Below are 13,552 nucleotides of genomic sequence, written 5' to 3'. Positions count from 1 at the left end.
GTCCTACTTCCCTGCGAGTTCCTGGCGCTGCGGCGGCGTGTGCAGCACCCAGGAGGGGTCGGCCTTCTCGAAGGAGGACTCGAGCGGGTGGCGCACGGCCGCGGACACCGCGGTGCGGGCGATGGTGGTGAGGGCGCCGAGGTCGGCACCGGTGCGGACGCCGAGCAGGTCCAGCAGGTGCACGAGCTCCTCGGTGGCGATGTTGCCGGTGGCCCCGGGGGCGTAGGGGCAGCCGCCGAGCCCGCCGATCGAGCTGTCGAAGTCGGTGATCCCGGCCGCGAGGCCCGAGATGACGTTGGCCATGCCCAGGCCGCGGGTGTTGTGCAGGTGCAGGGTGATCCGCAGGTCCGGGAACTCCTGGCGCAGCCGGGAGGCGATCTCGTGGACGTGCGCCGGGTCGGCCAGCCCCGCGGTGTCGGCGATCGTCACGTGCCCGACCCCGGCGTCGGCATACAGCGCGACCGCCCAGGCGACCCGCTCGAAGGGGGTCCGGCCCTCGAACGGGCAACCCAGGGAGGTGGCCAACCCGCCCACCAGGTGCTTGCCCTCGGCCAGGCCGAGCTCGATGACCGGGCGGAGCCGGTCGAACGCCTCGGCGGTGGGCCGGTTGGCGTTGGCGATGCTGTGCGCGTCGGTGCTGGAGAGCATGAGCTCCCAGCAGTCCGCGGGCGTCTGGAGGGCGCGCTCGGCGCCCTTGAGGTTGGGGATCAGGACGGAGTACTCGACGCCCTCGACCGGGGTGAAGCCGGCCATCACCTCGGCGGCGTCGGCCAGCTGCGGCACGGCCTCCGGGCGGACGAAGGAGGTGAGCTGCACACGGGGGACGCCGGTGGCGGACAGGGCGTCGATGATCGCGACCTTTTCGGCCGTGGGGATGGTGCCCGGCTCGAGCTGGAACCCGTCACGGGGGCCGACCTCCTGGACGGTCACCTCGGCCGGGATCGGGAACGGCAGTGGCGCGGTGCCCGCGGCATAGGTCCTGGCCTGCTCGAAGCTGGTGCTCATCAGATGACTCCCTTGTCCTGCATCTCGGCGATCTGTTCGGTGGTGTAGCCGAGGCCGGAGAGGACCTCGGTGGTGTGCTCGCCCATGAGCGGGCCCGCGTTGCGGATCGAGCCGGGGTTGGTGCTGAACTTGGGGACGACGCCCGGCAGCGTGACCGTGCCGAGCGTGGGGTGGGCGACCTCGACGAGCATTCCCCGGGCGGCGTAGTGCTCGTCGGCGAAGATGTCCGCGGCGCTGTAGACGGGGGACTGGGGGACCGCCATGTCGTCCAGCTGCTGCTCCACCTCGGCCCGGGTGCGGGCGCCGACCCAGTCGGACACGATCTGGTTCATCTCCGTGCGCCGGGCCAGCCGCTCCCGGTTGGTGGAGTAGCGGGGGTCGGTGAGTAGGTCCTCACGGTCCATCGCCCTGGCCAGTCGCGCGAAGGTGCGCTCGGTGCTGGTGACGATGACGATCCAGTGACCGTCCGAGGACTGGTAGATGCCGGCGGGGGAGGAGGCGGCCAGCTCGTTGCCGGTGCGCTCGCGGACGGTGCCCAGCACGTCGTACTCGGCCACCACGACCTCGAGCATCCGGAAGATCGACTCGTACAGCGCGACGTCGACCTCCTCGGCGGGGCCGTCGGAGACCCGCAGCTGGTAGATCGCTGCCAGGGCGCCCATCGCGGCATACATGCCGGTGAGGTAGTCGACCAGGGAGACCGAGGGGAGCACGGGCGGGCGGTCCGGGTAGCCGTTGATGTGGGCATACCCGCTGTATGCCGTGGCGGGGGTGCCGAAGCCGGCCTTGCCCGCGTGGGGGCCGGTCTGGCCGTAGCCGGAGACGCGCACCACGACCAGGTCCGGGTTGGCCGAGCGGAGCCGCTCCAGGGGGAGGCCCCACTGGTCCAGGGTGCCGGGGCGGAAGTTCTCGATGAGCACGTCCTGCTCCGCCAGCAGCCGCAGCAGCACGTCCTGCCCCTCGGCGGACTTCAGGTCCAGGGTCATGCTGCGCTTGTTGCGGGCCGAGGCGGCCCAGGTCAGTGACGTGTCGTCCTTGAACGGGCCCAGGGCCCGCAGGGGGTCGCCGACCCCCGGCATCTCGACCTTGAGCACGTCGGCGCCCATGTCGCCCAGCAGGGCGGCCGCGAACGGCCCGGCGAAGACGGTGGCGATGTCGAGGACCTTGAGTCCCTGAAGTGGTCCGGTCACGGGGTGGCCTCCAGCGGCGCGTCGGTGTGGTGTCCCAGGTCTGTGGAGATGGCGTGGGCGGCGGTGCGCACGAGGTCGATGACCGCGGTGCGGTGCGCCTCGTCGGCCAGGCGGGTGAGGGTGGAGGAGACGACGACGGCGGCCACGACATACCCGTTGCGGTCCCGCACGGGCGCGGACACCGCGGAGGTCTCCGGGTCGCGCTCGCCGCGGCTGTACTCCCAGCCCTGCTCGCGGACCAGCCGCAGCCGGGTGAGGTACTGCTCCGGGTCCCACGGGTGGTCGGGCAGCTCGTCGGCGCTCTCCCGGGCCAGGCGCATGGCCTGCTCCTCGTCCAGCCAGGCCAGCAGCACCCGGCTGCTGGCGCCGACGTGCACGGGCAGCGGGACCCCCAGCTCACCGGCGGTCCGCACGGTGCGGCTCCCGACGATCATCTCGATCGGTACGCGGCGGTGCCCGGTGCGGATCTGCAGCTCGACGGTCTCGGCGCTCTCGGTCGACAGGTGGCGCAGGTGCGGGAGCGCCGCGGCGCGGACGTCCACGCCCCGGTGGGCCCGGGAGCCGAGCTCGAGCAGCTTGCTGCCCAGGCCGTAGGTGCGGCCGTCCACGTCGAGCAGACGGTGCTGGGCCATCGCGCCCATGAGGCGGTAGGCGGTGGGGGTGCTCACGCCGACGCGGGTGGCGACGGCGGCGGGGTCCAGGCGGGTCGACCCGTCGGCGAAGGCGTCGAGGATCGCCATCACCTTGTCAAGCACACCGACGCTGGTCACCGTTCTCCAATATATGGACGGAAAATTCACAATCTGGAGGACGGTAACGCATGCCTGCCGGTCTTGTCACGGGTTACCGGTCAGAAACTTTCGGGCAGCGCCACCTGGACCGCCCGGCAGGCGCCCCGGAGGACCAGCACGCCCCTGCCCGGGAGCGGCTCATCACCGGTCGGGACAGTGACGCCGAGCGGACTTCCGTCGGCCGGGCTCGTCGGCTGGAGCACCAGGCCCGTCCGCTCGCGAGCGACCCGTGCTCCCAGCCCACGGAAGCCGCCGAAGTCCTCGGTGTCACCGGTGAGGGCCAGCACCCGTGGCGCCGCCTGCTCCTCGCGGGCCGTGTCCAGCCAGGCGAGGAGCGTGTCCTCGGCTGCCGTGCCGGCGACCGCCGCCAGACCGTCGACGGTGACCAGCGTGCCGTCGGTGCCGGCGGACCGGAGCTCGTCCCCCAGGACCGTCGTGTCCCGCACGTGCTGCGGACCCACCGTGATGACGGTCCAGCCCCGGGCGCCGGCCACCGACGCGAGCGTGTGCAGCGCGGTGCTGCGGCCACTGCCGGGTGGTCCGAGGATGCCGAGCACGCCGCTGCCGCCCGGTGGTGCCGGGACGACCACCGGCTCGGCCCGGTCCCCGCCGACACCGATGACAAGGCCCTCGGTCCCGCCGGGTGGGAGCTGTTCCAGAGCCACCGCCCGGGGCAGCGGACGGAACACGGCCGGTCCCGTGGGCCGGTCGGTCGGGAGGTCGCACGTCACGCGCTCCGCCAGCCCGGCCAGGGCGGCCACCTGCGCGGCCCCGTCGGTCGTCGGGCCCACGACCGCGACCTGACCCACGACGCCGTCGCGCAGTCGGATCACCCGGCCCGGCGGCATACGCACCGGCACCTGCGCCCTCGTGAGGCCGGCCATCAGCAGGTCAGAGGGGTCGGTGAGCCGCAGGGACCACAGCTGGTTGAGGAGTGGGGAGACCCGGCCGCTGAACAACGAACGGTCGCCGGTCAGCACCGCCACGAGCCCCACGGCCAGCCCCTCACGCAGGAGCTGCAGCACCTGCTCGAGCGGCCGCCCGCGGTCGACCTCGCCGAACAGCTCGACAAAGCGTGGCCACCCGTCGATCACGAGGACCACCAGGGGCCAGGGGGCATCGGAGTGCTGTCGTTGCTCCGCCAGGGAGGTGAAGCCCGCCCGGGCCAGGTCGCGCTGCCGCGAGGCCACCAGCTCCGTCAGGTGATCGATGACGCGGCACCCGCGCGCCACGTCAGCGGCCGCGAGCACAGCCCCGACGTGCGGGGCACCGGCGACGGGGCCACAGCTGCCCGCCGGGTCGAAGACATAGGCATGGACATCCGACGGGTGGTGGGCCAGGAGCCCCGCCAGGACGGTGCGCACCATCGTGCTGCGGCCCGAGCGGGAGGCACCCGCGACACCGAGGTGCCCGTCGGTCAGTGGTCGCCAGTGCTGCACCCGTTGCTCCTGCTCCGCCGGGAGGTCGGTGAGCAGGAGCGGCACCGAGAGCTGGTTCTCCGCGGCAGCGCCGAGGTCGGCCAGGGTGATCAGATCGGGGAGGGCCGGAAGCCAGGGTGAGGCCGGCGGCACCGCGCCGACGAGCCGGGCGGCCTCCGTGGCCGCGGCGATCACCCGGGTGAGCGTCGAGCCGGCCTCTGTGGAGCCGGTCGGAGCCGTCTCGTGCACGTCCTCGGCCCAGGCGTCCCAGACCGGCACGACGCTGATCTGCTCGGAGACGCCCTGGCCCGAGGCGGGCGCCGAGGAGCTGCTGGCCACCTGCACCGTGCGCGGGGCACTCGACCCGGTGCGGATCAGGGCCCGTCCCGGAACCCCTTCCGGCAGGTCAGCAGCCGCGGGGGAGTCGATGACGTCGTAGGAGTCGGAGCCGTCCCGGACGCGCAGGGCGATCCGCAGGTTGACGTTGGCGCGGACGTCGGCCGAGACGACGCCCCCAGGACGCTGGGTGGCGAGCACGAGGTGGACCCCGAGGGAGCGCCCGAGGGCCGCGATCCGGACCAGTCCGTCCAGAAAGCCCGGCAGCTCCTCGGCGAGGGCGCGGAACTCATCGATCACGAGGACCAGCCTCGGCAGCGGCGCGGCACCGGACAGCTGCTGGTATGCCGTGAGGTCCGGCACCCCTGCCGCCGCCAGGACCCGTTCCCGCCGCTTGAGCTCGGCGGTGAGCGAGGTGAGCGCGCGGTCCGCCAGGTGCGGGTCCAGGTCGGTGATCACCCCCACCACGTGGGGAAGGGCTCCGGCCTCGGCGAAGGCCGAGCCGCCCTTGTAGTCGACCAGCACCATGATCAGCTCGTCCGGGCGGTTCACCAGCGACAGGGAGGTCACCAGGGTGCGGAGCAGCTCTGACTTGCCCGAGCCGGTGGTCCCCGCCACGAGCGCGTGCGGCCCGTCGCGGGCCAGGTCCAGGGCGACCGGGCCGGTCGCGTCCTGGCCCAGGAGGAAGCCCGTCGAGCGTGGCTCCCGGCGCCAGCGGCCAGCGAGCTGGTCCGGGGAGGTCGGCACAGGGACCAACGCTGCGAGGTCGACCTCGGTCGGGACCGCTCCCGCCCCCGTGTCGGCGGAGCCGTCCGTCAGTGGTGCCAGGAGACGGGCCACCCGGTGGGCCCGGTGATGGGACACCAGGTCCGGGACGCCTTTCACGAGGCCGGAGGCGGCCCGCACGATGAGGTGGGAGCGCCGGACGTCGACGACTGTCGTGCCCTGGGGCGCCTGTGCCTCGGTGCCGCACACCGTGATCGGGACAACCCTGGGTGGGGGTGCGCCCGGTTCCTCCCCGGTTGGGCCTGCGCTGCTCTCCGCCCGGGGTGTCGACCCGCCCACGGCATCTGCCGGAGGCGCCTCGCCGGGCGATGCTGCCACGGCGTCGGTCGGCCGGGTCTGCTCCGTGAGGTCGTGGAGGCGGATGGTGACGCCACCTCGTGGTGGACCCGTGGCATGCGGCAACCAGGTGAGCCAGTCCCAGGTCGAGGCGCGGGACCCGCGTGCCTGCTCGGGCTGGTCTCCGCCCCGGCCCGCCACCTCGATCCTGAGCTCGGAAGGTCCGTGCAGGACCGCGACCTGGAGCAGCACGGCCCGGGCGGCCGCGCGCGCCTCCTCGACGGGGCCGACCAGTGACAGTCCACGGGCCAGATCGATCTCGACCGGCACGTGGCCGGTGGTCTCGACGACCCCGTCCACGGTGACGGCGACGGGCTGTTCGGCCAACCCGATCCGGCACAGCAGTGGGGTGATGGCCCGACTCCAGAGCAGAGGACCGCGTTGCTGCGCGTTCTCGATCAGCCGCCCCAGGTCAGGCAACCGTTCCTCACGCTGCCGGAGGTCACGATCCACTGCCTCGTGCACCGACCTGCGCAGTGCGGTCAGCGCCTGCTGGTGTGCCGCGTCAGCTGCTGTGCGCTCTCGGCGGTGACGACGCCGTTCGCCGAGGTAGCTCCCCAGGGACATGGCCGGCGCCATCAGACCGAACAGCAGCAGTGCCGGCATCGAGAGCACGAGTGCGAGGAGGACGGAGACGGCCAGGGGGAGCAGCCACCCCAGTGCTCCCGGTGGCACGGGTGCCGTGGGAACGGTCCTCGCGGGAGTGTCGAAAGACGCCGCGGCGAGCTGGGGTGGGGCCTGGCTCCGCGGTGTCACCACCAGCCGTCCCTCCCCGTCGGGACGAGCGCGCGGGAGGCTGACGGTGGCCGGCCGCAGGTGGAAGGTGGAGGCGCCCGCACGCAGGGCCTCTCCCGGTGTCCAGACGGTGGGCCCGAGGAGCAGGTCTGCCCCGAGGTGGGTCCCGTTCGTCGATCCGCCGTCGTCGACGACGATGCCACGCCGGGTCGTCCGGAGCGTCAGGTGGTGTCGCGACAGGGCCGGATCGTCGACCGTGAGATCGCACCACCGACTGCGACCCACCGTCACCCGACCCGCGGGTCGAAGCGGGTGGGTCCCGCCAGCGTCCGGTCCGCCGGTGACCGTGAGGATGACCGGGGCAGTTGCCGGCTCCGGTCGGTGGGCTGGTCCTCCGGGCCCGATCGTGACGCCGTGGAGCAGCGGGGGTTCTCCCAGGACCGTGTCCGGCCGCAGGGGGAGGGTGCGGCCGGCATACTCGACGACCTGGCCGCTGCTGGGCGGCAGACCGAGCACCTGGCGGACACGCGGCCAGATCAGGCCGCGGGGCGACCGGATGCTCACGGTCCGGACGCGGTGGCCCTCGACGATGGACAGGCGGAGTTGCACCTGTTGATCCTGCCGAGTTTCCGCAACCGGTCCTCCCCGCTGTCCACAGGCCCCGCAGGTGTCTCGGGTCGTCAGCTGTCCCCGGCCGGTCGGCGCAGGAGGTCCGCGCACTCCTCCCACACGCACAGCGCCCAGGCTGCGCGGAGGTTATCCACAGGATTCGTTCTGATCGTCTAAAGGTTTCGCAAACTCTGTTTACCTTGGTGTGGGCCGACGGGTTATGTGGGGCCCAACTGGCCAGGAGGAGGGCTGATCGGCGGGAGTGCACTGTCCCGACCGACAGATCGGACCGGCACCGCCGGAGAGAGTGCGACGGGGGGAACTCGTGCAGGCGACCACGTTCCAGTCACTGGAGGACGAGGTCCGCGAGCAGATCAGGCAGCGGCGTCTCGACCCAGCCACGGACGATCTCGCTCTGCGCCAGCTCGTGCGAGAGGTCGTCACCGACTTCGACGAGCGCGCCCTCCGGGGTGGTGTGCGGCCGCTCCCGGACCCGGACGAGGCGGGTCGGCTCCTGCTCGAGTCCGTGGCCGGCCTCGGGCCCCTCCAGCAGTACCTCGACGATCCGCACGTCGAGGAGATCTGGATCAACGAGCCCGGGAAGGTCTTCGTCGCCAGGCACGGTCGCTCGGAGCTGACGCCCACCCTGCTGACCGAGCAGCAGGTCCGCGACCTCGTCGAGCGGATGCTGCGCTCGTCGGGCCGCCGTGTCGACCTCAGCAGTCCCTTCGTCGACGCGGCCCTCCCTGACGGCTCCCGCCTGCACGTCGTGATCCCGGACATCACACGCCGGCACTGGGCCGTGAACATTCGCAAGTTCGTGGTCGCTGCCGACGAGCTGACCGATCTGGTCCGGCTCGGATCGCTGACGCAGCGCGCCGCGACGTTCCTGTCCGCGGCGGTCGAGAGCGGGCTCAACATCCTGGTGGCCGGGGGCACGCAGGCAGGCAAGACCACGATGCTCAACTGCCTGGCCGCCGCGATCCCGCCGACCGAGCGGGTGGTGACCTGCGAGGAGGTCTTCGAGCTCAAGGTGCCGCTGCGCGACGTGGCGGCGCTGCAGTGTCGCCAGGCAAGTCTGGAAGGCACCGGTGAGGTGCCGCTGCGACGCCTCGTCAAGGAGGCCCTGAGGATGCGCCCCTCACGCATCCTCGTCGGCGAGGTGCGGCAGGAGGAGAGCCTCGACCTGCTGATCGCCCTCAACAGCGGCCTGCCAGGGATGTGTACGGTCCACGCCAACAGTGCGCGCGAGGCGGTCACCAAGATGTGCACGCTGCCGCTGCTGGCCGGCACCAACGTCTCCAGCGGTTTCGTGGTGCCCACCGTCGCCAGCTCCATCGACCTCGTCGTCCACATGGCTCTGCTCCCCGACGGCACCCGACGGGTCCGGGAGATCATCGGCCTGCCCGGCCGCGTCGAGGCGGAGGTCGTCGAGGTCGCAGACATCTTCGTCACGCGGCGTGGGGTCCTGGTGCGGGGCGACGGGTTCCCTCCGCACCAGGAGCGGTTCGAGCGTGCCGGACACGACCTCGTGGCCCTCCTCGCGCCAGGTGGTGCCCCGTGAGCGGCGCGATCATCGGGCTGATCCTCGGCCTGGGCCTGGCCTGCATCTGGTGGTCCTTCTGGCCCCAGAGCGAGCAGGCCGGACGCCGACGCAGGCACTCCGCCCTGGTGAGGCTGGACGACGACCTCCGCCTGGCGGGAGTGCGCGCCGTCAGCTGGCCTGGCCTCCTTGTGAGCTGTCTCATCGCGACGGGCGTCGTGTTCGTTCTCGGGCTCGCCCTCACCAGGGTCCCGGCGGTGAGTCTCGCCTTTGCCCTCATGGCTGGCTGGGCACCGTTGGCCGTCATCCGGACGCGGGCACGCAGGAAGCGCTCCCGGCTGCGTGAGGTCTGGCCGGATGCCGTCGACCACATTGCCTCCGGCGTGCGCGCCGGACTCGCCCTGCCCGAGGCGCTGATCCAGCTCGGGCAGCGGGGCCCGGCGGAGCTCCGACCGTCCTTCGAGGCGTTCGGACACGACTACCGGGCGAGCGGTCAGTTCGCGGACTCCCTGGACCGGTTGAAGGATCGGATGGCAGACCCCGTCGCCGACCGGCTCATCGAGGCACTCCGCCTCGCCAGGGAGGTGGGAGGCAGCGACCTGGGCAGGGTTCTGCGCACCCTGTCCACGTTCCTGCGCGAGGACGCCCGCTCCCGCGCAGAGCTGGAGGCCCGCCAGTCCTGGACCGTCAATGCCGCACGGTTGGCGATGGTGGCGCCCTGGATCGTGTTGCTGCTCATGGCCACGCGTGGCACCGCGCTCCAGGCCTACCGGGAGCCCACCGGCGTGCTCATCCTGATCATCGGGGCGGTGCTGTCCATCGTCGCCTTCCAGGTGATGGTGCGCATCGGCAGGCTCCCCGAGGAGCAGCGGGTGCTGCGATGACCCTGCAACTCCTCCTGGGCGGTGCGCTCGCAGGCGCGTTCGCACTCGGGCTGTGCCTCATCCTGGTCGGTGTCCCCAGACCCGGCCGGACCAATCTCGCTGCACGGATCGAGCCGTATCTCGACCGGCCCCCGGACAGGGCAGTGACTCGCGGTGTGGGCTCCTCCGGCCCGTGGAGCCTGAGCGAGACGCTGGGCCGACTGAGGTGGGCGGGCCGACTCGTGGACCGCGTCCTCGGTGGCTCCGACTCCGTCGCGTCGCGACTCCAGCGCGCAGGCCTGCCGCCCGACGTCGAAGGGTTCCGCATCCAGCAGGTGCTCTGGGGAGCCGCGTCCGTCGTCCTCGTCTCCCTCGTCGGCTCCGTGGCGGTGTGGACGCGCGGCGTGAGCATCCCTGCCCTGGTCGTCGTGAGCCTCTCGGCGGTGCTGGGCGGTGTGCTGCTCAGGGACCAGCTGCTCACCCGTGCGGCTGTCCGGAGGGAGCGGCGGATCATGAGCGAGTTCCCTGCGATCGCCGAGCTCCTGGCACTGTCGGTCACCGCGGGTGAAGGCACGCCACAGGCGCTGGACCGCGTCTCCCGGCTGTCTCGCGGCGAGCTGTCGGATGAGCTCGAGATCTGCCTCGCGGAGGCACGGACCGGCGCAACGATGGTCGAGGCGTTGCAGGGCATGGGTGCGCGCACCGGTCTCGGCCCCGTCGTCAGGTTCGTCGACGGACTCGTGATCGCCATCGAGCGCGGGACGCCTCTCGGAGAGGTGTTGCGCGCACAGGCCCAGGACGCCCGGGAGTCGGCGCGTCAGGAGCTGATCGAGGAGGGCGGCCGGCGGGAGATCCTCATGATGGTCCCGGTCGTGTTCCTCGTGCTACCCGTGACAGTCCTCTTTGCCGTCTACCCCGGCGCCTCGATGCTGCGCATCGCGGTCTGACGCATGACCTATCCACCTCAACCCACATCGACAAGGGAGAACACGATGCAGGCACACACGCACCAGCGCGACCGACTCGTCCGCGCCCTTGCGGGCTACGCCAACCGCCTCGCCGCCTGGCGGAGCGAGCCGGAGCGCGGTGATGTGCCCGGCTGGGTCCTCATCACGATCATGACAGCCGGTCTCGTCGCCGCACTCTGGCTGGTGGCCGAACCGCTGCTGTCCGACCTCTTCGTGTCCTCCGTGTCGGGCGTCAGTGGGCCGTGACCACGCTCCGGGGTGGGGCGCTCCCGCCCGGGACGACGACGCCACGAGGGCGCAGCTCGTGCCACTTGCTCGGTCCGGAGCGTGGTGCCGCCACCGTTGAGTTCGCCCTCGTCTCGGTGGTGCTCGTGCTGCTCTTCCTGGCCACCGTCCAGGTCGGTTACGCCCTTCATGTGCGCAACACGGCGACTGCGCACGTGATCGAGGGCGCCCGTGTGGGGGCGCGGGCGGACAACTCGCCTGCGGACGGGGTGGCACGGGCGACGGAACTGCTCGCCACCACGCTGCCTGGGCGTTACGGCACCACGGTGACCGGGGAACGCGCCTCTGTCGGCGGGGTGGAGGTCGTCCGGGTGTCAGCCGACCTGCCGCTGCCCGTGGTGGGCCCCCTGGGGGTTCCGGGAACGATGACGGTCACCGGTCAGGCCTATGCCGAGGGGCAGTGAGCGTGTTCCGGAGCCTGCGGGTGCTCGTCGGGTCCGGTCGCCGTGACCTCGCGGCGGAGCGGGGGTCCATGCTGGTCGAGACCGCGTTCCTGCTCGTCCTGGTGCTGGTTCCTCTCCTCTTCCTTGTCGGGACGCTGGGGCGCCTCCAGGCCGGCGCCTACGCGGCGTCCGCCGCGGCACGGGAGGCGGGTCGCACGTTCGTGGCCAGCCCGGACGACGCGTCGGGACACGGCGCGGCCCAGAGTGCCTCCGCCCTGGTCTTGGCGGCGCACGGGTTCACTGCCGACGAGGGCGAAGTCGCGATCACGTGCGAGGCGAGTCCCTGCCTGACCCCGGGGAGCACCGTGCGCATCGATGCCTCCGTCGACGTACCGCTCCCGCTCGTCCCCGACTTCCTGTCCGGTGCCCTCCCCGCCTCGATCACCCTGTCCGCGAGCCACGTCTCACCGGTGGATGCGTTCCGTGAGCCGTGACCGCCGGGCCCTCACACAGCACCGGATCCTCGACCGGCTGGGTCCGGAGGCGGATGCTGGGCAGATCAGCGTCCTGCTGATCGGCATGGTGTCCATCGCCCTCGTCCTGATCCTCGGTGTCGTGGGAACGACCTCGGTCCAGCTCAGTCGGATCCACCTGCTCGACGCGGCCGACGCCGCCGCCCTCGCCGCGGCCGACAGTGTCGACGAGGAGACGATCTACGGCGCGGGGCTGGGGGAGGGCCTCCCACTCACGTCCGAGGGTGTGGCCGCGGCCGCGCAGGATTACCTGGCTCGCCAGCCACGGCCCGACCGCCTCGCGAGCTGGCAGGTCCTCCCGGGCACGGGCACACCGGATGCGCGGACAGCCGTGGTGCGGTTGCAGGGGGAGGCCAGGATCCCGGTGGTCAGCCGCGTCCTGCGCTCCCTCGGAGGGAGCGTGTCGATCACCGTCGAGTCACGGGCGCGGTCCGAGCTGGACTGACCGGACCGGGCGGATCCTGACGACTCATGTCAAGATGCCCGGTTCGGGTGGGTCGTTGACTCGTTGGGTTGTGCCCGCTTGGGTGGCAGGCCCGTTTTGGTGCCGGATGAGTAGACGTGGTGTCGGTTGCCGCGGCGTGTGATGCGTTGCTGACGGCGGGTGGCGATGTCGCGCAGGGTGGCCTGGTTGGCGTGGATCTGTCGTCGGGTGGCATCGACGTTGAGCTCCTCGAGTTGGGCCAGGAGCTGAGTCTTGTCCTGGTCGGTGAGGTACTCGGGGTGGTCTCGCAGCAGGCGCCGCAGGGGTGTGGTGGCCTGGTCGTAGGTCTTGGTGACCTTGGCTCCCTGGCGGGTCTTGGTGAGGAGTTTCTGCTGGGGTTTGAAGAGGTTGTTCAGGGCGCACTCGGCCGGCCAGATGTGGTTGAGCAGGGCCAGCTCGGGCGGGGTGTCGTATCGGTAGTAGGCCGCGACCCGGCGGACCTGTGACCAGTTCTTCTGCTCGATGTGGGCCTGGTCGTTGGAGTGGGCCGGGCGGCCTCGGGTGAGGGTGATCTCATGGGTTTGGCACCACCGGGCCAGTTGGTGGTTGATGAACTCGCTGCCGTTGTCGGAATGGATGCCCAGGACGGCGAAAGGGAAGCGGAGCTGGAGGTCGGCCAGGCCGGTGTGCACGATGCGTTCGCCTTTGGAGCGCACGGTGATGGACTCGGTCCAGCCGGTGGCCACGTCGGTGGCGTCCAGGGTGTAGTAGAAGTGGCCGTTGTTGTCGCCGCCGTCGTGGCCGACCAGGTCGATCTGGAGGAAGCCGGGGGCGGTGTTGTCCCACTGTTGCCAGGTCTTCATCGGGATGGCGGCCTTCAGCATCGAGCCGGGCTTGGTGTGAGAGATGCCCTTGACCTGCAGTCCCGATCGGGCCCGGGCCAGGCGCCGGTCGATTGTGGCCGCCGACATCGAGAGCAGGGCGTCCACGGTGGCCGCCTCGGCGACCAGCGCGCCGTGAGCCAGCAGGTTGGGCACCAGGTCCGGCAGTGCCCCGACCAACACCTTGCCGGTCGGGGCGTCGAGCTCGGCCCAGCACAGTTCCAGGGCTGCGATCACCTCCGGGCCGTAGGTGTACCGCGGTGCTCGCGGGGCGCGGGGAGGTGGCTGGTCACCGCAGACCGCGCGGCGGACCATCTTGCGGGCATGATCACGATGCCACCCGTTGACCGCGCACAGGTGGTCCAGGATCGCTCCCTTCTCCGCCTTCGTCGCCTTCGGCCAAGCCCGCACCTGAGAGACCAGCACCTGCTTGCGCACCATCAGAGTCAGCTCCACTCACCCAGCG

At 71.7% G+C, this 13,552-nt stretch carries 12 protein-coding genes; 7 read left to right on the top strand and 5 right to left on the bottom strand.

The window, feature by feature from the left end:
* Window positions 1-3: 3 nt before the first annotated feature.
* The 4 genes from DA085_RS11945 to DA085_RS11930 form a co-directional block, all read right to left on the bottom strand.
* Window positions 4-1,005, bottom strand: coding sequence for a hydroxymethylglutaryl-CoA lyase (locus tag DA085_RS11945; RefSeq protein ID WP_109473201.1), 1,002 nt, complete (start codon window positions 1,003-1,005; stop codon window positions 4-6).
* Window positions 1,005-2,195 carry a CaiB/BaiF CoA transferase family protein gene (locus DA085_RS11940; RefSeq protein WP_109473200.1) on the bottom strand — a complete coding sequence of 397 codons (1,191 nt, stop codon included), beginning with the start codon at window positions 2,193-2,195 and terminating at the stop codon, window positions 1,005-1,007. Before DA085_RS11940 ends, DA085_RS11945 begins: the two co-directional genes overlap by 1 nt.
* Window positions 2,192-2,965, bottom strand: a complete 774-nt coding sequence (locus DA085_RS11935; protein WP_109473199.1) for an IclR family transcriptional regulator — start codon at window positions 2,963-2,965, stop codon at window positions 2,192-2,194. The genes DA085_RS11940 and DA085_RS11935 overlap by 4 nt, the downstream gene beginning before the upstream one ends.
* Before the next feature lie 80 nt (window positions 2,966-3,045).
* Window positions 3,046-7,206, bottom strand: a complete 4,161-nt coding sequence (locus tag DA085_RS11930) for an FtsK/SpoIIIE domain-containing protein (protein ID WP_154402184.1) — start codon at window positions 7,204-7,206, stop codon at window positions 3,046-3,048.
* A gap of 325 nt (window positions 7,207-7,531) precedes the next feature.
* Between DA085_RS11930 and DA085_RS11925 the strand changes: the two genes are divergently transcribed.
* The 7 genes from DA085_RS11925 to DA085_RS11895 are packed head-to-tail and all read left to right on the top strand — an operon-like array spanning window position 7,532 to window position 12,226.
* Window positions 7,532-8,770, top strand: coding sequence for a TadA family conjugal transfer-associated ATPase (locus tag DA085_RS11925; RefSeq protein ID WP_109473197.1), 1,239 nt, complete (start codon window positions 7,532-7,534; stop codon window positions 8,768-8,770).
* A complete protein-coding gene (locus DA085_RS11920) occupies window positions 8,767-9,633 on the top strand; it encodes a type II secretion system F family protein (RefSeq protein ID WP_109473196.1) in 867 nt (288 codons plus the stop codon). The genes DA085_RS11925 and DA085_RS11920 overlap by 4 nt, the downstream gene beginning before the upstream one ends.
* Entirely contained in the window at window positions 9,630-10,559 is a 930-nt protein-coding gene (locus tag DA085_RS11915; protein WP_109473195.1) for a type II secretion system F family protein, read from the top strand. The genes DA085_RS11920 and DA085_RS11915 overlap by 4 nt, the downstream gene beginning before the upstream one ends.
* Before the next feature lie 45 nt (window positions 10,560-10,604).
* The gene (locus DA085_RS11910) at window positions 10,605-10,826 is read left to right on the top strand and encodes a hypothetical protein (protein WP_109473194.1); all 222 of its coding nucleotides are present in this window, start codon (window positions 10,605-10,607) and stop codon (window positions 10,824-10,826) included.
* The gene (locus tag DA085_RS11905; protein ID WP_237565465.1) at window positions 10,823-11,269 is read left to right on the top strand and encodes a TadE/TadG family type IV pilus assembly protein; all 447 of its coding nucleotides are present in this window, start codon (window positions 10,823-10,825) and stop codon (window positions 11,267-11,269) included. The genes DA085_RS11910 and DA085_RS11905 overlap by 4 nt, the downstream gene beginning before the upstream one ends.
* On the top strand, window positions 11,266-11,742 hold the full coding sequence (locus DA085_RS11900; protein ID WP_237565464.1) for a pilus assembly protein: 477 nt from the start codon (window positions 11,266-11,268) through the stop codon (window positions 11,740-11,742). The genes DA085_RS11905 and DA085_RS11900 overlap by 4 nt, the downstream gene beginning before the upstream one ends.
* Window positions 11,732-12,226, top strand: coding sequence for a pilus assembly protein TadG-related protein (locus DA085_RS11895; RefSeq protein ID WP_161958490.1), 495 nt, complete (start codon window positions 11,732-11,734; stop codon window positions 12,224-12,226). Before DA085_RS11900 ends, DA085_RS11895 begins: the two co-directional genes overlap by 11 nt.
* Before the next feature lie 29 nt (window positions 12,227-12,255).
* Here the strand turns inward: DA085_RS11895 and DA085_RS11890 are convergent, their stop codons facing one another.
* Window positions 12,256-13,542 (bottom strand): integrase catalytic domain-containing protein, encoded by a 1,287-nt coding sequence (locus DA085_RS11890; RefSeq protein ID WP_202619207.1) that lies wholly within the window; start codon window positions 13,540-13,542, stop codon window positions 12,256-12,258.
* Window positions 13,543-13,552 lie beyond the last annotated feature (10 nt).

The sequence above is a fragment of the Ornithinimicrobium cavernae genome (assembly GCF_003121625.1).
Lineage (GTDB): Bacteria > Actinomycetota > Actinomycetes > Actinomycetales > Dermatophilaceae > Ornithinicoccus > Ornithinicoccus cavernae.
This window is presented reverse-complemented; position numbering and strand designations above follow the sequence as displayed.

Coding starts and splice junctions, on each gene's coding strand:
- DA085_RS11910 (WP_109473194.1), top strand. CDS start 10,605: ATGCAGGCACACACGCACCAGCGCGACCGACTCGTCCGCGCCCTTGCG.
- DA085_RS11945 (WP_109473201.1), bottom strand. CDS start 1,005: ATGAGCACCAGCTTCGAGCAGGCCAGGACCTATGCCGCGGGCACCGCG.
- DA085_RS11915 (WP_109473195.1), top strand. CDS start 9,630: ATGACCCTGCAACTCCTCCTGGGCGGTGCGCTCGCAGGCGCGTTCGCA.